This window comes from Pseudomonas sp. Z5-35 (genome assembly GCF_051131945.1).
GTDB lineage: Bacteria > Pseudomonadota > Gammaproteobacteria > Pseudomonadales > Pseudomonadaceae > Aquipseudomonas > Aquipseudomonas marvdashtae.
Map to the genome: position 1 here is coordinate 1147744 of NZ_CP071640.1, position 23313 is coordinate 1171056.

Genomic DNA, 23313 nt, shown 5'->3' on the forward strand with positions numbered 1-23313 from the left:
GTTGATCAGGTGGTTACGGGAGGCGCCCTCTGGGCGCGCTCGTTTTTCCGTTTTTCGATAATTTCAACAAGCGAGGAGGATCGCCATGGGCGTGACCAATCGGTTGGCCTGTTACTCCGACCCCGCCGACCACTATTCCCACCGGGTACGCATCGTACTTGCAGAGAAGGGTGTCAGCGCCGAGATCATTTACGTTGAAGCGGGCCGTCAGCCGCCGAAGCTGATTGAGGTGAACCCTTACGGCAGCCTGCCCACGCTGGTCGATCGTGACCTGGCGTTATGGGAGTCGACGGTGGTGATGGAATATTTGGATGAGCGTTATCCGCATCCGCCTTTGCTGCCGGTATACCCAGTCGCGCGTGCCAACAGTCGTTTGCTCATCCATCGTATCCAGCGTGACTGGTGCGGGTTGGTGGATCTGATCCTGGATCCGCGGGCCAAGGAGCCGGCGCGGGTGGTGGCGCGTAAGGAGTTGCGAGAAAGCCTGACGGGCGTGTCGCCGCTGTTCGTCGACAAGCCGTTCTTTCTGAGTGAGGAACAAAGTCTGGTGGATTGCTGCCTATTGCCCATACTCTGGCGTTTGCCGATCCTGGGTATCGAACTGCCGCGGCCAGCCAAGCCGCTGCTTGATTATATGGAGCGCCAATTTGCGCGTGAGGCTTTCCAGGCGAGTCTGTCTGGTGCCGAACGCGACATGCGCTAAGGCTTAGGGAGCCGCTATGAACTCCAGTCGACCTTATCTGGTCCGCGCGCTCTACGAGTGGATTGTGGACAACGATTGCACCCCGCACATGCTGGTCAATGCCGAGTATCCATCGGTCCAGGTGCCGCAGGGTTTCGCCAATGACGGACAAATTGTCCTGAACGTATCGCCGGCCGCTGTGCGGCATTTGCACATGGACAACGATGCGGTCAGCTTCGAAGGGCGCTTCGGTGGCGTGCCGCATACGCTGTACGTGCCGATTGCCTCGATCCTGGGGATCTATGCCCGGGAGAATGGCCAGGGCATGGTGTTCGAGCTGGAAGTGCCGTTGGACGGCGAGGAAGAGTTCGAGGCGGATGATGACCTGCCACCACCGGATGACGAACCGCCGCGTCCTAGCGGGCGGCCGAGTTTGAAGGTGGTGAAGTGATCGGGTCTGTGTGAAGGCTTGGTTAATTGGTTGAGAAAAATGCCCGTGTAGTGAGATGCGGGCATTTTTTTGTGGGGTTGGGTGGTGTGTATATCCGTTGCTGCGGTTATGGCTGCTAATGGTTTCGCTTTTACAGCGACTCACTTTCGAAGGGCGCGAAAGTAAGCAAAGCGCCTTTGCCCCACCACTCGGCACCTCGCCTGGGCTCGGTGTGCCCTCACTCCGGCATTGCTCCGTGGGCCGCCGCGAAGGGCCGTCCCTGGCCCAGCGCGGCTACCTCGGCATCCATGCCGAGGTGCCCACTGCGCAATGCCTGCGTTCGGCCAGCGTGGTTAACGGGGCGCCCGAGGTCAACGTCCACCGCGAGGCGGCCTTAAAGCCGGCCTGTTTCTTGCTGACCGCGTTCCCCCTGTGGGAGATTCTATGGTTGAGGGAAAGCCCTCAACTGGCTTTTGGCTGATATTCGCTTTGCCCTTTCAGCAAGGCGAATACCACCCGAGCAAGCTTGCGAGCCAGCATTACCAACGCCTGAGTGGTGCTGAAGCCTCGAGCTCTTTGGGCTTCGTAAAACCGTTTCCAGGCTTTTGTACGGCTAGCCGACATCGCTGCATTGTGCAAAAGCCGGCGGGCTTCGGGGTCTCCGCGCTTGGTCAAGCTGCGGCGACCGTCCTTTTGCCCAGATTTCGATACCCGCAGATCCATGCCCAGAAAGGCGATAAACGCATCCGCGTTGCTAAATTCCCCCCGCTGAAACGCCGTGAGCAAGCGTGCTCCGGTTAGAAATCCAATGCCCTCAACTTTCAGGCAGCGCTTCAGTTGACCGAGCAAACCGGCTTCTTTGAGCTGATCGTTGATCGTCTTTTCGATCATCGTTTCAAGCCGCTGCATGGACTTTATTTGTTCGGCAAAAGCCGCCTTGAGCAGCGGCTCATTCGACCAGCTCTGCACTAGGCCGACCCTGGCCTGGACCAAGGCTGCGCGACGGCGGAAAAGGCTCAGGAGCTGGCGGTACAGCGGTGAGGGCGGGGTCCATGGGCGCAACTCCTCGGCTTCGTTTTTCAGGTAACGGGCCAGCAGCCTGGCGTCCAAGGCGTCGGTTTTAGCGCGGATCTTCACGCCTTCGCGGTAATGTTTGAGTTCATAGCCGCCCACCATGTAAATCGTGCAACCGGCCTCATAGGCCAGATCAGCAAACTCCAGGTGGTAGATGTTGGTTGCCTCAATGGCAATAGACACGGGGCATGGCAAGGCCTTCAGCCACTGCTTGATGGATGTTTTGGTATTAGGGATCTCTTCAAGCAGATCGCTATCGGCCTGATAAATCACCAATTCATTCTTGGCGACATCCACACCCACGATCGGTTTTGATAAAGAGACCGGCATTGCCATAGGATTTCCTCCGAGATAAGGTTTGAGCACTTGAAGGGCTCACCCAGAGGCGCAGGCTTGTTCCTATCGTCGGTCTAGCCAGATGCATTCTTTATCGGCGCTTAGGTGAAAGGAGGAGGGGCGAAATCTCCCACGGTCTGTACTGCGTCAACAGTCAGAATCGAGCCTTGTCCCTCCTCCTCCCTTCAAGTCCTACCATACAAGCGAGCCTGCTCGCGAAGGCGGAGTGTCAGTCGATGAAGATGCTGGATGTGGTGGCCTCTTCGCGAGCAAGCTCGCTCCCACAGGAGATCTGTGGTGCACATGAGTTTTATGTTCCCTGAAGATCCACTGTGGGAGCGAGCTTGCTCGCGAAGGCTGAGTGTCAGTGGATGAAGGTGCTGGATGTGCTGGCCTCTTCGCGGGCAAGCCCGCTCCCCACAGGAAGTAACGCGGTCCCACCGAAACCAGGTCGGCTTCAGGCCGCCTCGTGGTGGACGTTGATTTCGGGCGCCCCGTTAACCACGCTGGCCGAACGCAGGCATTGGTGGAGTGGGCATCCCGGCATGGATGCCGGGATAGCCGCGCTGGGCCAGGGACGGCCCTTCGCGGCGGGCCCACGGAGCAATGCCGGAGTGAGGGCATGCCGAGCCCAGGCGAGGCACCGAGTGGTGGGGCAATGTACGGAACAACCACATGGGTTACAAAAAAGTGCATTCACATAGGTGACACTTTGATTGAAACATAGCCGTTTTTTGCGTCCCGGGCATTGACGTGACCTAGGATCACCGGACCGAAGATAACATTCCATACCCCGTCTTTGATCATCTCCATTCCAATGGTTTGATGCCTGAGCAGGTTCCCCACATATATCCGCAGACCATCTCGATTAATGATTCCGCTACCATCGGCCAGGTAACACTCAACATGGCTCGCATACCCCATTTCCGGTAGTTTCTCCGGGTAAGCTCGGGTTGAGGGGGTATAGCAGGACGCCGGGGTTTTCTGGCCGAGTGCCTCGTGTCCCCGCTCGTGATTGTAGTGCTGCATAAATCGATCAAAGTGTTTTTGCTGAGCCTCCCAGGCAATGGCCGGCGGTTTGGGAAACGTACTCTTCAATGTCCGGTGCATACGCTCATGACGTCCATTTTGATCTGGTCGACCGGGCTCAATTCGCTCAGGAATAATCCCAAGGCGTAGCCACCAGATCGATAACTGCGACAACCCCGCACGCCCCGTGCTCGCAAACGGCACGCCATTATCGGTTCGGATGCGCTCAGGCATCCCATACTCCCGAAAGACGCGCTCGAAGGTTTGCTGGGTCTCCTTGAGATTGGTGTTAGCCATGCTCTCGCAGGCAAGCAAGAAGCGACTGGCATGGTCCATGATCGTCAGCGGATAACACCAGACACCCGCTCCGGTGAGGAATTGGCCTTTGTAATCTGCGCTGAAGAGTTGATTAGGCGATTCTGCCTTACGCAAAGGCTTGGGATAGACAGCGACACGCTGGCGCAACGGTCGAGACGTGATCAGGTCCGCTGCCTTAAGGATGTTGTAGATGGTCGTTTTCGAAGGCGGATCCTGCCCGGGAAAGCGTTTCATCAGATCGTTCTGAATCTTTTTAGGACCCGGAACCGTTTCGCCAGCAGAGCGAAACTCAATGATTGCTTGCCTTACAATCAGCGGCACCACATAGGTCTGGTTGTGCCGGCGCCGACTACGCTCATCGAGCCCACTGGGCCCCTCTAGCTGATAGCGTTCGACCCACTTATAGCAAGTCTTTCGGCTGATCTGATAGTCCTGACACAGCTGGCTAAAGCTGTGCTCTTCAGACAGATACGCCGCGATGAACATCACTTTGAGGTCCATAGGTTTCAGCTCTTCCAGGGCATGGTCAGATCCTCGCGAAATCGACCATGCCAGTTAATAACTGTTACCTATGTGCTTGAACTGATTTGTAACCCATGTGGGTGAGTCATACCAGCAAAGGCGTTTTGCTTACTTTTGCGCCTCTTAAAAGTGAGCCGCTGTAAAAGCGGAACCATTACTGGCCGCAACCGCAGCAACGGATATACACACCAACCAGTATCCATAAAAAAACGGCGCCTCTCCATCGCGGAGCAAGCGCCGTTTTCTTGAGCGAATCAGAGCTCGATATCAGTCAATGTACTCAAACAACTTGACGATCTTCTGCACCCCAGACACACCCTGCACCAGGTTGGTCGCCTGTGCCGCTTCCTGCTTGGTCAGCAACCCCAGCAGATAGACAATACCGTTCTCAGTCACAACCTTGATGCGCGAACCAGGAATGCTGGCATCGGTCAACATCTGCGTCTTGATCTTGGTGGTCAGCCAGGCGTCATTCTGGCGCGCCAGCAGCGAGGAGGGCGGCAGGACCTGGAGTTCGTTATGCACGGTCTTGACCCGCTGCACGGCGCTGGCTTCCTGTTCGGCCTTGGCCTTGAGGTCGGCGCGTGGCGTCTGGCCGGCCAGCAGCACGACGCCGTTGAAGCTGGTGACGACGATGTGCGAGTTGTTGTCCAGGTCCGGGTCGGCCTTGGCGATATTCACGCCGACCTTGGTTTCGATCAGCGAGTCGTCGATCTTGCTGCCGAAGGTGCGGGTGCCGCGGTCGTCTTCAATCGGCTTTTCCCGGCTGGCATTAACCACCGATGTGCAGCCGCTGATGCCGAGGCACAGGGTCAGGGCCAATAGGCCTAGGCGATTAGGGGTCATTCTTCACTCCCGAACAGTTGGCTGTCGATCAAGTCACAGAGACAGTGGATCGCCAGCAGATGGACTTCCTGAATACGTGCAGTGACATTGGCCGGTACGCGGATCTCGACGTCTTCAGGCAGCAGCAACGATGCCATGCCGCCGCCGTCGCGACCGGTCAATGCTACGACAATCATTTCGCGATCATGTGCGGCCTGGATCGCTTGAATAATGTTGGCCGAGTTGCCGCTGGTGGAAATCGCCAGCAGCACATCGCCGGGTTGGCCCAGGGCGCGGATCTGTTTGGAGAATACTTCGTTGTAGCTGTAGTCGTTGGCGATCGAGGTGATCGTCGAGCTGTCGGTTGTCAGCGCGATGGCCGGCAGGCTCGGGCGTTCGCGTTCGAAGCGGTTGAGCAGCTCCGAGGAGAAGTGCTGCGCGTCGCCGGCAGAGCCGCCATTGCCGCACGAGAGCATTTTGCCTTCGTTGAGCAGGGCGTTGACCATCACTTGGCTCGCTTGCTCGATGTGCGGTGCAAGTACGTCCATCGCCTGTTGCTTGGTGTCGATACTGGCCTGAAAAAGCTGGCGGATTCGCGATTGCATGTCCATCTGTGTGACCTTAAGTAGCGCGACTTATCGGCACAAACATGTGCGGCGCGCAAAGCAAAGAGCAAAAAGTTAAGTGAAGGTGTCCGGCTTGGCTGGGCGCTCAACTGTCGAAGGCGTTTTGTAGCCAGTTCAGCTGATCGACGTTGCTGTCGATGGCAACCACGTCGAAGCGGCAGGGATGGTCGGCCCAGCGAGGCTCGCGTTGCAGGAAATACTGCGCGGCGAAAACCAGCTTCTGACGCTTGCGTGCATCGATGCTATCGAGCGCGCCACCCCATTGGGTATTTTTTCTATAGCGGACTTCGACGAATACTACTGTATCGCCGTCAAGCATGACCAGATCCAGCTCGCCGCGTTTGCACAACCAGTTCTGCGCCAGCAGGCGCAGACCCTGTTGCTGAAGATGCGCGAGGGCTTGGCCCTCGGCATCCTTACCGCTTTGCAGGTGTGAGCGGTCAGGCATCAGCGCTGGGTGTCCGGCAGCCGCTGTACCTGGCCGTTGACGAATTGCGCCCAGGGCAACTGACGTTGCACGCGCTGGGTCGGCGATATCGCCAGGCTTCCCGACAGGCCTTCGATCCGGCTATCTGGCAACGCCTTGAGCTGGCCCAGGCGCGGAGCGAGGCGATAGGCGTCGGCACCCATCGCATACAACCTGCCCAGGCTCCCGCCGGCCTGAGGCCATTGCGCGGTGACCTGCTGGCGCAGCGGGTCGTTGGCGTCGAGCAGCCAAGGCGTTTCGCAGAAGCGCACGCCGTTCATGTCGTTGTACTGATTCTGGTCGCCGCTGACGCTGAATACAGAGGACGTCGCGTAGACCGGCACGTCGCCGGCGTACTGGAAGTTCAGGGTCGGCTTGATCTGCTGGGCCTGCTGCGGGGTCGATGCGAGGAAGATGAACTCGATGTCCTGGCGACGCGATGGCTGCGCGGCGACCGTTGTGCCCACGGTGCTTTGCAAGCTCTTGGCGCGACCTTCGCTCTGGCGCAACTGGAACATGTCGGCGATCTGCTGGGCCAGTTGCACCGGCTGGTCGACGCGTTCGACTGCGACGATGGTTCCGCCGTTCGCCTGCCAATCCTGGCTGAAAGCTTTCAATACGCGATCGCCCCATTCCCCTTTCGGCACCATGGCGGCGGCGCGATGCAGGCCGTCGGCGCGAGCGCGACGGGAGACTTCACGGGCTTCATCTTCTGGAGCCAGGCCGAACTGGAACAGTTGGGGCGGGCCTTGTTCGCCTTCGCTGTAGTTCAGCGCCAGGGTGGTGATGGGCAGTTGCGGGCGGGTGCTGATTTGTTTGACCAAGGGTTTTTCCAGCGGGCCGACGACCAGTTGGACACCGTCGGCCTGGGCCTTGCGATAGAAGTCATCCATCGACGTCAAGCTGGCGCTGTCGTAGAACTGGATGCTCGGCGGCTTCTGCCCGGCCTGCTGCACCTGGTAGTGAGCTGCCATAAAGCCTTCGCGCAGGGCCTTGGCGACCGAGGCCAGCGGGCCGGTTTGCGGCAGCAGCACGGCGATCTTGCTCAGCGGCTGGCTCGCCAGTGCTTTTAGCTTGACCAGCGGCGTCGGCAATTGCAGTGCGGCAGGGTGCTTCGAGTTCTGCTCGCGCCAGCTGTCGATGGCCGCTTGTTGTTGCTCCAGGGTGCCGGCGGTTTTCACGGCCTTGGCCAGGCTCAACCAGCCGCCGAGGTCGTCGGTGGTGGTCGGTTGCAATTGATCGGTGGGCAGCGAGGCGATCAGCGTCCAGATGGTTTCGTGATTTTTTACTGCGGCTTCGTTGTCGAGCAGCGGGGCAATGAAGATCCGCTCCTTGGCGGCGGCCAGGGTCTGGCCATCGGCCTCAAGGGCGCGAGCGCGGACGGTGCCGGTGCGGACTTGCTGTTCCACCGGCATTTCGCTCAGGTGCTGCAGGCTTGGGTGGCCCAGCGAAGTCAGCGCTGCCTTGGGCTGATTGCGCGTCATCGCCAATTCGGCCGACAGCGTGCTGGCAAAGATCTGCTGGCCGGGCTTGAGTTGTTCCATCGGCACTTGTTGCAGGATCTGTGCGGACTGGCCGGCATTGCCCTGGCGGTAGGCCAGGTCCGCGGCACTCAGGCGCAACAGGGCTGCTTGTTCCGGCGTTTTACTTTGGGCGGCCTGTTCGAGCAACTGCTCGATACTGGCATCCGGGGTCCGTGGAAGTTCGCCAAGGCTGGACGAGGGCGAGCTGGCGCAGGCCGCCAGGAGGGCAGCGAGGCAGAGGGCGGAGAGCAGCCGCAGGCAAGCGATCATGTAAGTGTTCCTGATACGAGATCAAATTAGCGTCGAATTGTACCCAAGCGTTGGCCGGGGCGCGATGTTAGTGGTGTGAATCGGATGATTTAGGTGGTTCAAAGGGTGTGGTACCGCATAAAAGACGAGAAGTTGACTCTTGTGGCGGGCACAAGCCCTTGGTGCGCAGCAGCCGAGACCGACGCTACGCGCTACAATGCCGGTTTTGACCGACCATGAGGTATGCGTTTTGACTGCTCCAGGTGCTATGAATTCCGCCGCCGGCTCGCTTTACGTGGTGGCGACGCCCATCGGCAACCTGGACGATATCAGTGCGCGCGCCTTGAAGATCCTGCAGGACGTTGCGCTGATCGCGGCCGAAGACACCCGCCATTCCCAACGTCTGTTGCAGCATTTTGGTATCTCCACGCCGCTGGCCGCCTGTCATGAGCATAACGAGCGGGACGAAGGCAGTCGTTTCATCACCCGTCTGCTGGCCGGTGACAATGTGGCGCTGATTTCCGATGCCGGTACGCCGCTGATTTCCGATCCGGGGTATCACCTGGTTCGCCAGGCTCGCGCTGCCGGGATAAGTGTGGTGCCGGTGCCTGGGGCCTGTGCTTTGATCGCGGCGCTGTCGGCGGCCGGCTTGCCGTCGGACCGGTTTATTTTCGAGGGTTTCCTGCCAGCCAAGGCTGTGGGGCGGCGAGCGCGCCTGGAAGCTATAAAGGAAGAACCGCGCACGCTGATCTTTTATGAGGCGCCGCACCGCATTCTGGAGTGCCTGCAAGATATGGAGCTGGTGTTCGGTCCCGAGCGTCAGGCCTTGCTGGCGCGGGAGCTGACCAAAACCTTCGAGACGCTAAAAGGGCTCCCCTTGGCGCAACTGCGTGAGTTCGTCGAGAGCGACAGCAACCAGCAGCGCGGCGAATGCGTCGTGTTGGTGGCGGGCTGGACGCCGCCGGAAAGCGAAGACGCCGTCAGTGGCGAAGCGATGCGTATCCTCAACCTGCTGCTCGAGGAAATGCCTCTCAAGCGCGCGGCCGCCCTTGCGGCGCAGATTACCGGCGAGCGCAAGAATGTGCTGTACCAGGTCGCACTGGAAAAACAGAAGAACCAGTGAAAGCTGGGTGCCGGGCTGGCCATGGCTTTTAGCGCTTGTTCTTGGAACGCTCTACCGTTAACCTTCGCGGCGGAGAGTCGATCGGACAGTCGCTGCCCTCTATGAAAATTAGGGGGGGGAGGAAAGTCCGGGCTCCATAGGGCGAAGTGCCAGGTAATGCCTGGGAGGCGTGAGCCTACGGAAAGTGCCACAGAAAATAACCGCCTAAGCGCTTCGGCGCCGGTAAGGGTGAAAAGGTGCGGTAAGAGCGCACCGCACGGCTGGCAACAGTTCGTGGCTAGGTAAACCCCACTTGGAGCAAGACCAAATAGGGTCCCAAGGCGTGGCCCGCGCTGGGACCGGGTAGGTTGCTAAAGATGTCCAGTGATGGCCATCGTAGACGAATGACTGTTCAAGACAGAACCCGGCTTACAGATCGACTCTCCACCTTTTCCCTCCCTGCCGGAATCACTGGCAGACGCAGTTCCTAATACCAAAAAAATCTTACTCTTAATAAATCACTTTAACTTGTGCGCGCAGTCCCCTGTGCTTCCTCAAGTTCGGGCGAATTTTCCTACGTCAGATTCTTGTTACCCCTCCTGAAACGCTCCTAAATCTCCGATCTATAAGGCTTTTCCTTCAATTCGCGCCTTGACGGTGCGGTGGGCGCATTCCTATAGTGTGCGCAAGTGGCGGAAAGTGGCATGAAGTGGGTTTTTTTGAACGTAAACCGCCCAAAAGTGGAGAAACGCAGACGTGTTTCGCGGAGCTAACGCAATCAGTCTCGATGCAAAAGGCCGGCTCGCCATGCCCAGCCGGTATCGTGACGAGCTCGTTTCGCGAAGTTCGGGTCAGTTAATCGTCACGATCGACGCTGTTGACCCATGTTTGTCGGTCTACCCGCTGGATGAATGGGAAATCATCGAAACCAAACTGCGCGCACTGCCTTCGTTGCGTGAAGAAAACCGCCGCTTGCAGCGCTTGCTGATCGGCAATGCCGTCGACCTCGAACTCGACGGTAGCGGGCGTTTCCTGGTGCCACCGCGTCTGCGCGAATACGCCAAGCTGGATAAACGCGCGATGCTGGTGGGCCAACTGAACAAGTTCCAACTGTGGGACGAAGATGCCTGGAATGCGGTTTCCGCCGCCGACCTTGCTGCTATTCAACAACCGGGCGCCATGCCTGATGAACTACGTGATTTGATCCTGTGACTACTGATAGCGGCTTTAACCACATCACCGTACTGCTTGACGAAGCCGTCGAGGCTCTCGCCGTACGTCCTGATGGCTGCTATCTGGACGGCACGTTCGGGCGTGGCGGGCACAGTCGGCTGATCCTCAGCCAGCTCGGTCCGGACGGTCGGCTGCTGGGGTTCGACAAGGATCCTCAAGCGATTGCCACCGGGCAAGCGCTAGCGGCCGAAGACGGCCGCTTTGTCGTTGTGCAGCGCAGCTTTGCGGAGCTCGGTTCGGAAGTCGTCCAGCGTGGCCTGGCCGGCAAGATCAGTGGCGTGCTGCTGGACCTTGGCGTGTCGTCGCCGCAGTTGGACGACCCGGAACGGGGCTTCAGTTTCCTCAACGACGGCCCGCTGGACATGCGCATGGATCCGTCCCGCGGAGTCAGCGCCGCCGAATTCGTCAACACCGCTGCGGTGGAAGAAATCGCCCGTGTCTTCAAGGAATATGGCGAAGAACGTTTTTCGGGGCGCATGGCGCGCGCGGTAGTCGAACGTCGCGACGTCAAGCCGTTCGAGCGTACCGGTGACTTGGCCGAAGTGCTGAAAGTCGCCAATCCGGCCTGGGAAAAAGGCAAGAATCCAGCGACCCGCGCTTTCCAGGGGCTGCGCATCCATGTCAACAACGAACTGGGCGATCTTGAGGCCGGCCTTGAAGCGGCCCTTGAAGCGCTGGAGATCGGTGGTCGCCTGGTGGTGATCAGCTTCCATTCCCTGGAAGACCGTATCGTCAAGCTGTTCATGCGCAAGCTCACCAAAGGCGAAGCCGACAACCTGCCGCGCAACCTGCCGGTGCGTTTCGAAGCGTTCGTCCCCAAGATCAAGATCCACGGCAAAGCGCAGTTCGCCTCCGAGGCAGAACTCAAGGCCAATCCGCGCGCCCGTAGCGCTGTCATGCGTGTCGCGGAGAAGTTGCGGTGAGCAAGCTCTTCGCCAAGCCGTTGCCGGGCGGCAGCTTTTTCATGCTGCTGCTTTTTATTGGCGTGCTCGTGTCGGCTATCGCCGTGTCCTACAGCGCCCATTGGAATCGTCAGCTGCTCAACACTCTTTATAACGAGCTGAGCGTGCGCGACAAGGCTCAGGCCGAGTGGGGCCGGTTGATCCTGGAACAGAGTACCTGGACTGCCCATAGCCGCATCGAAGTACTGGCCACCGAGCAACTGAAAATGCGCATTCCCGGCGCCGCCGAAGTGCAGATGGTGGCGCCATGATGAAACTCGAAGGGGCGCTGTTCCCGTGGCGGTTTCGTCTGGTCCTGGGCTTGCTCGGGATCATGGTCGCAGCGATTGCCTGGCGCATCATCGACCTGCAAGTCGTCGACCGCGACTTTCTCAAGGGGCAGGGCGATGCGCGTAGCGTGCGTCATATCCCGATCCCGGCGCACCGTGGCTTGATCACTGACCGCAATGGCGAGCCCCTTGCCGTAAGCACCCCGGTAACCACCCTGTGGGCCAACGCCAAGGAAATGCAGCAAGCCAAGGAAAAGTGGCCGGCATTGGCTGCAGCCCTCGGCCAGGATCCCAAGGCACTCGCCGAGCGTCTTGAAGCCCAGGCCAACAAAGAATTTATCTATCTGGTGCGCGGGTTGACGCCTGAGCAAGGCCAGGGCGTGCTCGACCTGAAAGTGCCGGGCGTCTATGGCATCGAAGAGTTCCGGCGTTTCTACCCGGCCGGTGAAGTTACCGCCCACATGGTCGGTTTTACCGATATCGATGACCGGGGACGGGAAGGGGTCGAACTGGCCTATGACGAATGGCTCGCTGGAGTCGCCGGCAAGCGCCAGGTCATCAAGGACCGGCGCGGCAGGCTGATCAAGGATGTCCAGGTTACGAAAAACGCCAAGGCCGGCAAGCCCTTGGCGTTGTCCATTGACTTGCGCCTGCAATACCTGGCCAACCGCGAGCTGCGCAACGCCATCGTCGAGAACGGTGCCAAGGCCGGTAGCCTGGTGATCATGGACGTCAAGACTGGCGAGATCCTGGCGATGGTCAACCAGCCGACCTACAACCCGAACAACCGTCGCAACCTGCAGCCGGCGATGATGCGCAACCGCGCGATGATCGACGTATTCGAGCCGGGTTCGACCATGAAGGCCGTGTCCATGGCCGCTGCCCTGGAAACCGGACGCTGGAAGCCAAGCGACACCGTCGAGGTCTATCCGGGTACGTTGCAGATCGGCAAGTACACCATTCGCGACGTATCCAAGACAGAAGGACCGGTGCTCGACCTGACCGGCATCCTGATCAATTCCAGTAACGTCGGCATGAGCAAGATCGCCTTCGATATCGGTGGCGAGGCGATTTATCGCCTGGCCCAGAAAATCGGCCTCGGCCAGGACACTGGCCTGGGTTTCCCGGGCGAGCGCGTCGGCAACCTGCCCAACTATCGTGAATGGCGCAAGGCGGAAACCGCCACGTTGTCCTACGGCTACGGTGTTTCCGTGACCGCGATCCAGCTCGTCCACGCGTTTTCCGCGCTGGCCAACAATGGGCGTATCGCGCCGCTGACCCTGGTCAAGACCGACAAGGCGCCGCAGACCACCCAAGTGATTCCGGAAGACGTCGCGAAGACGATGCAGGGCATGCTGCAACAAGTGATCGAGGCGCCGCGCGGTGTATATCGCGCCCAGGTGCCGGCTTATCACGTTGCCGGCAAGTCCGGTACGGCGCGCAAGACTTCTGTCGGCACCAAGGGCTATGCCGAGAACTCCTACCGCTCGCTGTTTGCCGGTTTCGGCCCGATGAGCGACCCGCGTTATGCCATCGTCGTGGTCATCGATGAACCGAGCAAGGCCGGCTATTTCGGCGGCCTGGTTTCTGCGCCGGTGTTCAGCAAAGTCATGTCCGGCACGCTGCGGCTGATGAACATCACCCCGGACAACCTGCCACCGACCCAGCAGGCGAGTACCGCCCCGGTCGTTCCATTGAAAGCCGACGGAGGGCGTGGCTGATGTCCCTGAGCCTGAACAAGATTTTTGCCCACGCCGGCCACGACTTGTTGATTCGCGAGTTGGCCCTTGATAGCCGTGACGTACGCGCTGGAGACCTGTTCCTGGCGGTGCCGGGCGCCCGGTTCGATGGTCGCGCGCACATTGCCGACGCCCTGAAGCGCGGAGCGGCGGCGGTGGCCTATGAGGTCAACGGCGCCACCGTGCTGCCCATCACCGATGTGCCGCTGATTCCGGTCAAGGGGCTGGCGGCACAATTGTCGGATATTGCCGGACGTTTTTATGGCGAGCCGAGCCGTCACCTGAACCTGATCGGCGTGACCGGCACTAACGGCAAGACCAGCGTCACCCAACTGGTGGCGCAGGCGCTGGACCTGCTCGGGCAGCACTGCGGCATCGTCGGGACGCTGGGCAACGGTTTCCACGGTGCGCTGCAGAGCGGCCTGCACACCACGCCAAATCCGATTGCTGTACAAGCTACGTTGGCCGACCTGAAGAAGGCCGGTGCCAAGGCCGTTGCGATGGAGGTTTCTTCCCATGGCCTTGATCAGGGCCGCGTCAGCGCACTGGCATTCGATGTCGCCGTGCTGACCAACCTGTCCCGCGATCACCTGGATTACCACGGCACCATGCAGGCCTACGGTGAAGCCAAGGCCAGGCTGTTTGCCTGGAACAACTTGAAGTGCCGGGTCATCAATATCGATGACGAGTTCGGCCGGCAACTGGCCGCCGAGCAACGCGAGTCCCGGTTGATCACCTACAGCCTGGAAGACAGCAGCGCCTACCTTTATATCCGCCAAGCGCAATTCAATGACGAAGGCGTGCGCGCCACGCTGGTCACGCCCCAGGGCGAGCATTTCCTGCGCAGCACTCTGCTGGGCCGCTTCAACCTGAGCAACGTTTTGGCAGCCATCGGCGCCTTGCTCGGGCTGGACTACGCACTTGACGAAATTCTCAAAGTGCTGCCGCAACTCGAGGGTCCGGCCGGTCGCATGCAGCGCCTGGGCGGCGGCACCCAGCCGTTGGTGGTGGTCGATTATGCCCACACGCCGGACGCGCTGGAAAAAGTTCTCACGGCCTTGCGCCCGCATGCCAAGGGCAAGTTGCTGTGCCTGTTCGGCTGTGGCGGTGATCGTGACCGAGGCAAGCGTCCGTTGATGGGTGAAGTCGTCGAGCGGCTGGCCGATGGTGTGCTTGTGACCGATGACAATCCGCGTAGCGAAGACCCGCAGAGGATTTTCGATGATATCCGCGCCGGTTTCTCGCAGGTCGATAACGTCGACTTCGTGGCCGGTCGCGGCCAGGCCATTGCACAACTGATCGCCAGTGCGTCGGCGGACGATGTTGTCGTCCTGGCCGGAAAGGGGCATGAGGACTATCAGGAAATCAACGGCGAACGCCATGCTTTTTCCGATCTGGTGGAAGCCGATCACGCCTTGAGCGCATGGGAGGTGGCCCATGCTTAAGGCCCTCAAGCTCAGCGAATTGACCAACGCCTTGAACGCGCGCCTTATCGCCGCCGACGCCAGTTTTGACGGCGTCAGCATTGACAGCCGGGCCATCGCGCCGGGGCAATTGTTCGTCGCCCTGGCCGGTCCGCGTTTCGATGGCCACGACTACTTGAACGAGGTCGCGGGCAAAGGCGCGGTCGCGGCGCTGGTCGAGCGGGAAGTGACCAACAGTACGCTGCCGCAACTGCTGGTCAGCGACAGTCGCCAGGCCTTGGGCCTGCTCGGCGCGCAGAATCGCGCGGCGTTTGCCAACCCAGTCGCGGCCATCACCGGCTCCAGCGGCAAGACCACGGTCAAGGAAATGCTCGCGAGCATCCTGCGCACCCGCGGTCCGGTATTGGCGACCCGCGGCAACCTGAACAATGATCTCGGCGTACCGCTGACCCTGCTGGAGCTGGCGCAGGAACACAGCGCCGCCGTCATCGAACTCGGCGCTTCGCGCCTGGGCGAGATTGCCTACACCGTCGGCATGACCAAGCCCCACGTGGCCGTGCTCAACAATGCCGGGACCGCCCATGTCGGCGAGTTCGGCGGCCCGGAAAAAATCGTCGAGGCCAAGGGCGAGATCATCGAAGGGCTGGATGCCCAAGGCGTCGCCGTGCTGAATCTCGACGACAAGGCCTTCGAAATCTGGAAGGCCCGGGCGGGCGAGCGCAAGGTGTTGACCTTCGCCCTGAGCAACCTCGCCGCGAATTTCTACGCCAGCGACCTGGGCCGCGACGTCCGTGGTTGCCCGGCTTTCAATCTGCACAGCCCCGACGGTGCCGAACGCGTGCAGTTGAACCTGCTTGGCACTCATAACGTTGCCAACGCCCTGGCTGCCGCCGCCGCCGCCCATGCCCTGGGCGTGCCGCTGCCGGGCATCGTCGCCGGCTTGAATGCCGTGCAACCCGTCAAGGGGCGTACCGTCGCGCAGCTGGCGAGCAACGGCATGCGCGTCATTGACGACACCTACAACGCCAACCCGACGTCCATGTGCGCAGCGGTGGATATCCTTGCCGGTTTCTCCGGTCGCACCGTATTGGTGTTGGGGGATATCGGCGAACTGGGCGAGTGGGCGCAACAAGGTCATCACGATGTCGGCGCCTATGCACGCGGCAAGGTCGATGCGTTGTACGCCGTCGGCCCGATGATGGCTCATGCGGTCGCCGCGTTTGGCGAGAACGCGCGGCATTTCACCACTCAGGCCGAGCTGATCCAGGCCCTGGGCGCCGAGCAAGACCCGAACACCACCCTATTGATCAAGGGCTCACGCAGCGCAGCGATGGAAAATATCGTCGCGGCTTTGTGCGGCACCCGTATGGAGAAACATTAATGCTGCTGCTGCTAGCGGAGTACCTGCAACAGTTCCACAAAGGCTTCGCGGTCTTTCAGTACCTGACCCTGCGCGGGATCCTGGGTGTGCTGACCGCGCTGTCGTTGTCGCTGTTCCTGGGCCCGTGGATGATCCGCACCTTGCAGAGCCTGCAAATCGGCCAGTCGGTTCGTAACGACGGCCCGCAATCGCACCTGTCCAAATCCGGCACGCCGACCATGGGGGGCGCGTTGATCCTGTCGTCCATCGGCATCAGTACCTTGCTCTGGGCCGACTTGGCGAACCGTTACGTCTGGGTCGTGCTGCTGGTGACGCTGCTGTTCGGCGCCATCGGCTGGGTGGACGACTATCGCAAGGTCATCGAGAAGAACTCCCGCGGGCTGCCAAGCCGCTGGAAATATTTCTGGCAGTCGGTGTTCGGCCTCGGCGCGGCGATCTTCCTTTATATGACCGCCGCGTCGCCGGTGGAAACCACCCTGATCCTGCCGATGCTCAAGGACTACAGCATCCCACTCGGCGCGGGCTTCATCGTGCTGACCTACCTGGTGATCGTCGGCTCGAGCAACGCGGTCAACCTCACCGATGGCCTGGACGGCCTGGCGATCATGCCGACGGTCATGGTCGGCGGCGCGCTGGGGATCTTCTGCTACCTGTCGGGTAACGTGAAATTCGCTGAATACCTGCTGATTCCTTATGTACCGGGCGCCGGTGAACTGATTGTTTTCTGCGGCGCGCTGATCGGTGCCGGCCTGGGCTTCCTCTGGTTCAACACCTATCCGGCCCAGGTCTTCATGGGTGATGTCGGCGCATTGGCGCTGGGCGCGGCCCTGGGCACCATCGCCGTCATCGTCCGCCAGGAAATCGTCCTGTTCATCATGGGCGGCGTGTTCGTGATGGAGACCTTGTCAGTCGTCATTCAGGTGGCCTCCTTTAAATTGACCGGCCGCCGGGTATTTCGCATGGCGCCAATCCACCACCACTTTGAACTCAAGGGCTGGCCCGAGCCGCGCGTGATCGTCCGTTTCTGGATCATCACCGTGATTCTGGTACTGGTCGGCCTTGCCACCCTGAAGCTGAGGTAGAGCGCGTGTCCCTGATCGCTTCTGACCACTTCCGCATCGTTGTCGGCCTCGGCAAGAGCGGCATGTCCCTGGTTCGCTTCCTGGCGAACCGGGGCGTGTCGTTCGCCGTGGCCGATACGCGGGAAAATCCGCCTGAGCTGGCCACGCTGCGTCGTGACTATCCTCAGGTAGATGTGCGTTGTGGCGAGCTGGACGTCGAGTTCCTGTGCCGTGCCGATGAGCTCTACGTGAGCCCCGGCTTGGCCTTGGCGACCCCGGCCCTGCAGGCTGCCGCCGCTCGTGGGGTGAAATTGTCCGGTGACATCGAGTTGTTCGCCCGCAACGCCAAGGCACCGATCGTTGCCATCAGTGGCTCCAACGCCAAGAGCACCGTCACCACCCTGGTGGGTGAAATGGCGGCTGCGGCCGGCAAGCGTGTCGCCGTGGGCGGCAACCTCGGCACCCCGGCGCTGGACCTGCTCAGCGACGACGTCGAGCTGTACGTGATGGAACTGTCCAGCTTCCAGCTCGAAACCACTGATGACCTGGGCGCCGAAGTGGCGACCGTGCTCAATATCAGCGAAGACCACATGGACCGGTACAGCGGCCTGCCGGCCTATCACCTGGCCAAGCACCGGATCTTCCGTGGCGCGCGGCAGGTGGTATTCAATCGGCAAGACGCGCTGACACGGCCGTTGATGAGCGAAGGGCTGCCTTGCTGGACCTTCGGCCTCGGCGTTCCGGATTTCAAAGGCTTCGGTTTGCGCGAAGAGAACGGCGAGAAATACCTGGCCTTCGAATTCCAGAACCTGATGCCCGTGCGCGAATTGAAGATTCGTGGCGCCCACAACCAGGCCAATGCACTCGCGGCCTTGGCGCTTGGGCACGCGGTCGGGCTGCCGTTCGACGCCATGCTCTCGGCCCTGCGCAGCTTCGCCGGTCTCGAACATCGCTGCCAGTGGGTGCGCGACCTGGATGGCGTGGCCTGGTACAACGATTCCAAAGCCACCAACGTCGGCGCCGCGCTGGCCGCCATCGAAGGATTGGGCGCGGACATCGAAGGCAAACTCGTGCTGATCGCCGGTGGCGACGGCAAGGGCGCCGACTTCAAGGATCTGCGCGACCCGGTGGCGGTCAACTGCCGCGCCGTGGTGCTGATGGGCCGCGACCGGGAATTGATCGCCCATGCCCTCGGCGATGCCGTGCCGTTGGTTCGCGTGGGTTCGTTGGACGAGGCGGTACAGCAATGCCGTGCCCTCGCGCACCGAGGCGATGCGGTGCTGTTGTCTCCGGCCTGCGCCAGTTTTGACATGTTCAAGAACTACGAAGAGCGCGGGCAGTTGTTCGCTCGGGCCACGGAGGACTTGGCATGAACCTGCTGAACATCATCAAACCGTACCCGTCGCCGCTGATCACTGGGCGCGGCATCGACTTGGATTTCCCGATGCTCGCCGGTTGCCTGGCATTGCTCGGCCTGGGCCTGGTGATGATTACCTCCGCGTCGTCGGAAGTGGCCGCCGTGCAGTCGGGCAACACCCTTTATCACATGATCCGTCACCTGATTTACCTGGTGATCGGGCTGGGCGCGTGCATCGTCACCATGATGGTGCCGATCGCCACCTGGCAGCGCCTGGGCTGGATGATGCTGCTCGGCGCCTTCGGCCTGCTGGTGATGGTGCTGGTGCCCGGCATCGGCCGTGAGGTCAACGGTTCCATGCGCTGGATCGGCTTCAGCTTCTTCAACGTCCAGCCTTCGGAAATCGCCAAGGTGTTCGTGGTGATCTACCTCGCCGGTTACCTGGTGCGGCGCCAGAAAGAAGTGCGCGAAAGCTGGATGGGTTTCTTCAAGCCGTTCATCGTGCTTTTGCCGATGGCCGGCCTGCTGCTGATGGAACCGGACTTCGGCGCCACTGTAGTCATGATGGGTGCGGCGGCGGCGATGCTGTTCCTGGGCGGTGTCGGGCTGTTCCGTTTCACCCTGATGGTGGCGCTGGCGGTCGGCGCGGTGACCGTGCTGGTTCAGGCGCAGCCTTACCGGATGGCGCGTTTGATCACCTTTACCGACCCATGGGCCGACCAGTTCGGTTCCGGCTATCAACTGACCCAGGCGCTGATCGCTTTCGGGCGCGGCGAATGGTTGGGCGTAGGCCTGGGCAATAGCGTGCAGAAGCAGTTCTACCTGCCGGAAGCCCACACCGACTTCGTGTTCTCGGTCCTCGCCGAAGAGCTGGGCGTGGTCGGTTCGCTGCTGACCGTCGCGCTGTTCGTCTTCGTCTGCGTGCGCGGCATGTACATCGGTTTGTGGGCCGAGAAGGCCAAGCAGTTTTTTGCCGCGTACGTGGCGTATGGCCTGTCGTTCCTGTGGATTGGTCAGTTCCTGATCAACATCGGCGTGAACGTTGGTCTGTTGCCGACCAAGGGTCTGACGCTGCCGTTCCTCAGTTACGGCGGCAGCTCCCTGGTAATCTGCTGCGCCTGTCTCGGCTTGTTGCTGCGCATCGAGTGGGAGAGTCGCACGCATCTGGGCAGCGAAGAGATGGAATTCCAAGAGAGCGACTTCGCCGAGGAGCCGACTCATGGGCGCTAACGTGCTGATCATGGCGGGCGGCACCGGTGGGCATGTGTTCCCGGCGCTGGCCTGTGCGCGGGAGTTCCAGGCGCGCGGCTATACCGTGCACTGGCTGGGCACGCCACGGGGCATCGAGAATGAGTTGGTGCCGGCCGCCGGCCTGGAGCTGCATCGGATCAACGCCAGCGGCCTGCGCGGCAAGGGCAAGCTGTCGCTGCTCAAGGCGCCACTGATGCTGCTCAAATCGATCTGGCAGGCGCGGGCGATCATTCGTCGGCTGCGGCCGGTCTGTGTCGTCGGATTCGGTGGCTACGTGACCGGCCCAGGTGGCGTCGCGGCGAAACTGGCCGGTGTGCCGGTGATCGTTCACGAGCAGAACGCCGTAGCCGGTACCGCCAATCGGTTACTGGTGCCATTGGCCGCCCGGGTCTGTGAAGCCTTCCCCGACACCTTTACCCTGTCGGGCAGCCGTCGCACCACCGGTAATCCAGTGCGCACGGAGCTGTTCCTCGCAACACCGCGCCCGGCCCTGGCCGGACGCAAGGCGCGTTTGCTGATCCTGGGCGGAAGCCTGGGCGCAGAACCGTTGAACAAATTGCTGCCCGAAGCCCTGTCGCAGGTCGCTCCCGAACTGCGCCCGGAGGTGTTTCACCAGGCTGGCAAAAACCACGATGAAGTGACCGCCGAACGCTATCGCGCCGCCGGCGTCGAGGCGCAAGTGCAGCCGTTCATCATAGACATGGCCCAAGCCTATGGCTGGGCCGACCTGGTGGTCTGCCGCGCAGGCGCGCTCACCGTCAGTGAACTGGCTGCCGCCGGTCTGCCCTCGATGCTGGTGCCTTTGCCCCACGCCATCGACGATCACCAGACCCGCAACGCCGATTATTTGGCCCGTGAAGGCGCTGCCTTCCTGATGCCACAAAGAACGACTGGCGCCGCGGATCTTGCCGCGCGCCTGACAGAGGTCTTGATGCAGCCGCAAACACTCGAAGACATGGCCCGCGCCGCGCGCCGCCTGGCCAAACCCGATGCCACTGCCCAAGTGGTCGATACCTGCCTGGAGGTGGCCCATGGTTGAGAATCGCAAAGCCATGCCGCAGCCGGAAATGCGCCGTATCCGCCGCATCCACTTCGTCGGGATCGGCGGCGTGGGCATGTGCGGGATCGCCGAGGTGTTGCTGAACCTGGGTTACCAGGTCTCGGGGTCCGACCTGAAGGCTTCGCCGGTCACCGAGCGCCTGGAATCCTTCGGTGCGCAGATTTTCATCGGCCACCGCGCCGAGAACGCCGCCAACGCCGATGTGCTGGTGGTTTCCAGCGCCGTGAACACCTCCAACCCGGAAGTCGCCACCGCCCTGGAACGGCGCATCCCCGTGGTGCCGCGAGCCGAGATGCTCGCCGAGCTGATGCGTTATCGCCATGGCATCGCCGTCGCCGGTACTCACGGCAAGACCACCACCACCAGCCTGATCGCCTCGGTGTTCGCCGCCGGTGGCCTGGACCCGACGTTCGTGATCGGTGGTCGCCTGAATGCCGCGGGCACCAACGCCCAGCTGGGCACCAGCCGCTACCTGATCGCCGAAGCCGACGAGAGCGACGCGAGTTTCCTTCACCTGCAACCGTTGGTGGCCGTGGTCACCAACATCGACGCCGATCACATGGCGACCTACGACGGTGACTTCAACAAACTGAAGAAAACCTTCGTCGAATTCCTGCACAACCTGCCGTTCTACGGGTTGGCGGTGGTGTGCCTGGACGATCCGGTGGTGCGCGAGATCCTGCCGCTGATCAAGCGTCCGACCGTGACCTACGGTTTTGGCGAAGACGCCGACGTGCGCGCCATCAACGTGCGCCAGCAAGGCATGCAAACGTTCTTCACCGTGCTGCGCCCTGATCGCGAACCGTTGGACGTGTCGGTGAACATGCCCGGCAACCACAACGTGCTGAACTCGCTGGCCACCATCTGCATCGCCACCGACGAAGGCGTCAGCGATGAAGCCATCGTCCAGGGCCTGTCTGGCTTCCAGGGTGTGGGCCGACGCTTCCAGGTCTACGGCGAACTGCCGGTGGACGGCGGCAACGTGATGCTGGTGGACGACTATGGCCACCACCCGACCGAAGTCGCGGCGGTGATCAAGGCCGTGCGCGGTGGCTGGCCGGAACGGCGCCTGGTGATGGTCTACCAGCCGCACCGCTACAGCCGCACCCGCGACCTGTACGACGATTTCGTTCAGGTGCTGGCCGACGCCAACGTGCTGCTGCTGATGGAAGTCTATCCGGCCGGCGAAGAGCCGATCCCGGGTGCTGACAGCCGCCAGTTGTGCCACAGCATCCGCCAGCGCGGTCAGTTGGACCCGATCTACATCGAGCGCGGCGTGGACCTCGCGCCGCTGGTCAAGCCGCTGCTGCGCGCCGGCGACATCCTGCTTTGCCAGGGTGCTGGTGACATCGGTGGCCTGGCCCCGAAACTGTTGAATAGTCCGTTATTCGCTGGGGCAATCGTGGCTTCCAGCGAGGGGAAACTGAAATGACTGCTGCCTACGCCAACCTGGTCTCGACCCTGGACCCGAAAGCCTTCGGCCGCGTGGCCGTGCTGTTCGGTGGCAAGAGCGCCGAGCGCGAGGTGTCCCTCAAGTCCGGCAATGCCGTGCTGCTCGCTTTGCAAAGCGCCGGTGTCGACGCGTTCGGTATCGACGTGGGCGACGATTTCCTGCAGCGCCTGCTGAGCGAAAAAATCGACCGGGCCTTCATCATTCTCCACGGTCGCGGCGGCGAAGACGGCAGCATGCAGGGTCTGCTCGAGTGCTTGGGCATCCCTTACACCGGCAGCGGCATCCTGGCTTCCGCCCTGGCAATGGACAAGCTGCGCACCAAGCAGGTCTGGCACAGCCTCGGCATTCCGACGCCGCGTCACGCCGTGCTGGCGAGCGAGGCCGATTGTATTTCGGCGGCGACGGAACTGGGCTTCCCCTTGATCGTCAAACCGGCCCATGAAGGTTCAAGTATCGGCATGGCGAAAGTGAATTCGCTGCCTGAGTTGACCGCCGCATGGAAGGACGCCAGTTCCTACGATTCGCAAGTGTTGGTCGAACAGTGGATCACCGGTCCGGAGTTCACCATCGCCACCCTGCGTGACCAGGTGTTGCCCCCTATCGCGCTGGGCACGCCCCACACGTTCTACGACTACGACGCCAAGTACATCGCCAATGACACCCAGTACCGCATTCCCTGCGGGCTGGATGCCGCCAAGGAAAAACAATTGATGGAGCTCACGGCCAAGGCCTGTGAGGCGCTGGGGATCGCCGGTTGGGCCCGCGCGGACGTGATGCAGGACGCCGACGGGCAGTTCTGGTTCCTGGAAGTCAATACCGCTCCCGGCATGACCGATCACAGCCTGGTACCGATGGCGGCCCGTGCCGCCGGTCTGGATTTCCAGCAACTGGTGCTGTCGATCCTGGCCGCCAGTGTCGGCAACCAAGAGCCAAGAGGTTAA

At 61.3% G+C, this 23313-nt stretch carries 21 protein-coding genes, 1 other RNA gene and 1 pseudogene; 17 read left to right on the forward strand and 6 right to left on the reverse strand.

Annotated elements, in window-relative coordinates; all coding sequences use genetic code 11:
• Positions 1–85 precede the first annotated feature (85 nt).
• From J3P95_RS05445 to J3P95_RS05455, 3 genes are all read left to right on the forward strand, one after another.
• The gene (locus J3P95_RS05445) at positions 86–703 is read left to right on the forward strand and encodes a glutathione S-transferase N-terminal domain-containing protein (RefSeq protein WP_434561329.1); all 618 of its coding nucleotides are present in this window, start codon (positions 86–88) and stop codon (positions 701–703) included.
• Positions 704–719: 16 nt separating this feature from the next.
• Positions 720–1133 (forward strand): ClpXP protease specificity-enhancing factor, encoded by a 414-nt coding sequence (locus tag J3P95_RS05450; RefSeq protein WP_186638313.1) that lies wholly within the window; start codon positions 720–722, stop codon positions 1131–1133.
• A 235-nt stretch (positions 1134–1368) separates the two neighbouring features.
• Entirely contained in the window at positions 1369–1593 is a 225-nt protein-coding gene (locus tag J3P95_RS05455) for a hypothetical protein (RefSeq protein ID WP_434563985.1), read from the forward strand.
• Here the strand turns inward: J3P95_RS05455 and J3P95_RS05460 are convergent.
• From J3P95_RS05460 to J3P95_RS05485, 6 genes and pseudogenes are all read right to left on the reverse strand, one after another.
• On the reverse strand, positions 1575–2522 hold the full coding sequence (locus J3P95_RS05460) for an IS110 family transposase (protein WP_434578380.1): 948 nt from the start codon (positions 2520–2522) through the stop codon (positions 1575–1577). The genes J3P95_RS05455 and J3P95_RS05460 overlap by 19 nt on opposite strands.
• 696 nt (positions 2523–3218) lie before the next feature.
• Positions 3219–4393: pseudogene (locus tag J3P95_RS05465) on the reverse strand (integrase core domain-containing protein).
• 265 nt (positions 4394–4658) lie between these two features.
• Positions 4659–5237: a BON domain-containing protein gene (locus J3P95_RS05470; protein ID WP_186638315.1), complete on the reverse strand. Its 579-nt coding sequence runs from the start codon at positions 5235–5237 to the stop codon at positions 4659–4661.
• Entirely contained in the window at positions 5234–5827 is a 594-nt protein-coding gene (locus J3P95_RS05475; RefSeq protein ID WP_007928463.1) for a phosphoheptose isomerase, read from the reverse strand. Before J3P95_RS05475 ends, J3P95_RS05470 begins: the two co-directional genes overlap by 4 nt.
• Before the next feature lie 100 nt (positions 5828–5927).
• Positions 5928–6290: a YraN family protein gene (locus tag J3P95_RS05480; protein WP_434578378.1), complete on the reverse strand. Its 363-nt coding sequence runs from the start codon at positions 6288–6290 to the stop codon at positions 5928–5930.
• Positions 6290–8101: a penicillin-binding protein activator gene (locus tag J3P95_RS05485; protein WP_434578377.1), complete on the reverse strand. Its 1812-nt coding sequence runs from the start codon at positions 8099–8101 to the stop codon at positions 6290–6292. The genes J3P95_RS05480 and J3P95_RS05485 overlap by 1 nt, the downstream gene beginning before the upstream one ends.
• A gap of 247 nt (positions 8102–8348) precedes the next feature.
• Between J3P95_RS05485 and rsmI the strand changes: the two genes are divergently transcribed.
• The 14 genes from rsmI to J3P95_RS05555 all read left to right on the forward strand — a co-directional run bounded on the left by rsmI (position 8349) and on the right by J3P95_RS05555 (position 23313).
• Positions 8349–9203, forward strand: a complete 855-nt coding sequence (gene rsmI / locus J3P95_RS05490; RefSeq protein ID WP_434561337.1) for a 16S rRNA (cytidine(1402)-2'-O)-methyltransferase — start codon at positions 8349–8351, stop codon at positions 9201–9203.
• Between the two features lie 73 nt (positions 9204–9276).
• An RNA gene (gene rnpB / locus J3P95_RS05495) (RNase P RNA component class A) lies at positions 9277–9630 on the forward strand.
• Positions 9631–9938: 308 nt separating this feature from the next.
• Positions 9939–10394: a division/cell wall cluster transcriptional repressor MraZ gene (gene mraZ, locus J3P95_RS05500; RefSeq protein ID WP_003178209.1), complete on the forward strand. Its 456-nt coding sequence runs from the start codon at positions 9939–9941 to the stop codon at positions 10392–10394.
• The gene (gene rsmH, locus J3P95_RS05505; RefSeq protein ID WP_434561339.1) at positions 10391–11338 is read left to right on the forward strand and encodes a 16S rRNA (cytosine(1402)-N(4))-methyltransferase RsmH; all 948 of its coding nucleotides are present in this window, start codon (positions 10391–10393) and stop codon (positions 11336–11338) included. Before mraZ ends, rsmH begins: the two co-directional genes overlap by 4 nt.
• Positions 11335–11628, forward strand: coding sequence for a cell division protein FtsL (gene ftsL, locus J3P95_RS05510; protein WP_003178214.1), 294 nt, complete (start codon positions 11335–11337; stop codon positions 11626–11628). The genes rsmH and ftsL overlap by 4 nt, the downstream gene beginning before the upstream one ends.
• Positions 11628–13367, forward strand: a complete 1740-nt coding sequence (locus J3P95_RS05515; protein ID WP_434563712.1) for a peptidoglycan D,D-transpeptidase FtsI family protein — start codon at positions 11628–11630, stop codon at positions 13365–13367. The genes ftsL and J3P95_RS05515 overlap by 1 nt, the downstream gene beginning before the upstream one ends.
• Positions 13367–14830, forward strand: coding sequence for a UDP-N-acetylmuramoyl-L-alanyl-D-glutamate--2,6-diaminopimelate ligase (locus tag J3P95_RS05520; protein ID WP_434578376.1), 1464 nt, complete (start codon positions 13367–13369; stop codon positions 14828–14830). Before J3P95_RS05515 ends, J3P95_RS05520 begins: the two co-directional genes overlap by 1 nt.
• A complete protein-coding gene (locus tag J3P95_RS05525) occupies positions 14823–16190 on the forward strand; it encodes a UDP-N-acetylmuramoyl-tripeptide--D-alanyl-D-alanine ligase (protein ID WP_434578374.1) in 1368 nt (455 codons plus the stop codon). Before J3P95_RS05520 ends, J3P95_RS05525 begins: the two co-directional genes overlap by 8 nt.
• Positions 16190–17272 (forward strand): phospho-N-acetylmuramoyl-pentapeptide-transferase, encoded by a 1083-nt coding sequence (mraY, locus tag J3P95_RS05530; protein ID WP_186610987.1) that lies wholly within the window; start codon positions 16190–16192, stop codon positions 17270–17272. Before J3P95_RS05525 ends, mraY begins: the two co-directional genes overlap by 1 nt.
• Positions 17273–17277: 5 nt before the next feature.
• The gene (gene murD / locus J3P95_RS05535) at positions 17278–18624 is read left to right on the forward strand and encodes a UDP-N-acetylmuramoyl-L-alanine--D-glutamate ligase (protein ID WP_434578371.1); all 1347 of its coding nucleotides are present in this window, start codon (positions 17278–17280) and stop codon (positions 18622–18624) included.
• Positions 18621–19838, forward strand: a complete 1218-nt coding sequence (ftsW, locus tag J3P95_RS05540; protein ID WP_434561347.1) for a putative lipid II flippase FtsW — start codon at positions 18621–18623, stop codon at positions 19836–19838. The genes murD and ftsW overlap by 4 nt, the downstream gene beginning before the upstream one ends.
• Positions 19828–20898: an undecaprenyldiphospho-muramoylpentapeptide beta-N-acetylglucosaminyltransferase gene (gene murG, locus J3P95_RS05545; protein WP_434561349.1), complete on the forward strand. Its 1071-nt coding sequence runs from the start codon at positions 19828–19830 to the stop codon at positions 20896–20898. Before ftsW ends, murG begins: the two co-directional genes overlap by 11 nt.
• The gene (murC, locus tag J3P95_RS05550) at positions 20891–22351 is read left to right on the forward strand and encodes a UDP-N-acetylmuramate--L-alanine ligase (protein WP_434561351.1); all 1461 of its coding nucleotides are present in this window, start codon (positions 20891–20893) and stop codon (positions 22349–22351) included. The genes murG and murC overlap by 8 nt, the downstream gene beginning before the upstream one ends.
• Complete coding sequence (locus J3P95_RS05555; protein WP_434561353.1) at positions 22348–23313, forward strand: D-alanine--D-alanine ligase; 966 nt, start codon at positions 22348–22350, stop codon at positions 23311–23313. Before murC ends, J3P95_RS05555 begins: the two co-directional genes overlap by 4 nt.

Coding starts and splice junctions, on each gene's coding strand:
- J3P95_RS05475 (WP_007928463.1), bottom strand. CDS start 5,827: ATGGACATGCAATCGCGAATCCGCCAGCTTTTTCAGGCCAGTATCGAC.
- J3P95_RS05480 (WP_434578378.1), bottom strand. CDS start 6,290: ATGCCTGACCGCTCACACCTGCAAAGCGGTAAGGATGCCGAGGGCCAA.
- J3P95_RS05520 (WP_434578376.1), top strand. CDS start 13,367: ATGTCCCTGAGCCTGAACAAGATTTTTGCCCACGCCGGCCACGACTTG.
- J3P95_RS05460 (WP_434578380.1), bottom strand. CDS start 2,522: ATGGCAATGCCGGTCTCTTTATCAAAACCGATCGTGGGTGTGGATGTC.
- J3P95_RS05450 (WP_186638313.1), top strand. CDS start 720: ATGAACTCCAGTCGACCTTATCTGGTCCGCGCGCTCTACGAGTGGATT.
- J3P95_RS05515 (WP_434563712.1), top strand. CDS start 11,628: ATGAAACTCGAAGGGGCGCTGTTCCCGTGGCGGTTTCGTCTGGTCCTG.
- J3P95_RS05525 (WP_434578374.1), top strand. CDS start 14,823: ATGCTTAAGGCCCTCAAGCTCAGCGAATTGACCAACGCCTTGAACGCG.
- J3P95_RS05445 (WP_434561329.1), top strand. CDS start 86: ATGGGCGTGACCAATCGGTTGGCCTGTTACTCCGACCCCGCCGACCAC.
- mraY (WP_186610987.1), top strand. CDS start 16,190: ATGCTGCTGCTGCTAGCGGAGTACCTGCAACAGTTCCACAAAGGCTTC.
- J3P95_RS05470 (WP_186638315.1), bottom strand. CDS start 5,237: ATGACCCCTAATCGCCTAGGCCTATTGGCCCTGACCCTGTGCCTCGGC.
- J3P95_RS05555 (WP_434561353.1), top strand. CDS start 22,348: ATGACTGCTGCCTACGCCAACCTGGTCTCGACCCTGGACCCGAAAGCC.
- J3P95_RS05485 (WP_434578377.1), bottom strand. CDS start 8,101: ATGATCGCTTGCCTGCGGCTGCTCTCCGCCCTCTGCCTCGCTGCCCTC.
- murC (WP_434561351.1), top strand. CDS start 20,891: ATGGTTGAGAATCGCAAAGCCATGCCGCAGCCGGAAATGCGCCGTATC.
- ftsW (WP_434561347.1), top strand. CDS start 18,621: ATGAACCTGCTGAACATCATCAAACCGTACCCGTCGCCGCTGATCACT.
- rsmI (WP_434561337.1), top strand. CDS start 8,349: ATGAATTCCGCCGCCGGCTCGCTTTACGTGGTGGCGACGCCCATCGGC.
- murG (WP_434561349.1), top strand. CDS start 19,828: ATGGGCGCTAACGTGCTGATCATGGCGGGCGGCACCGGTGGGCATGTG.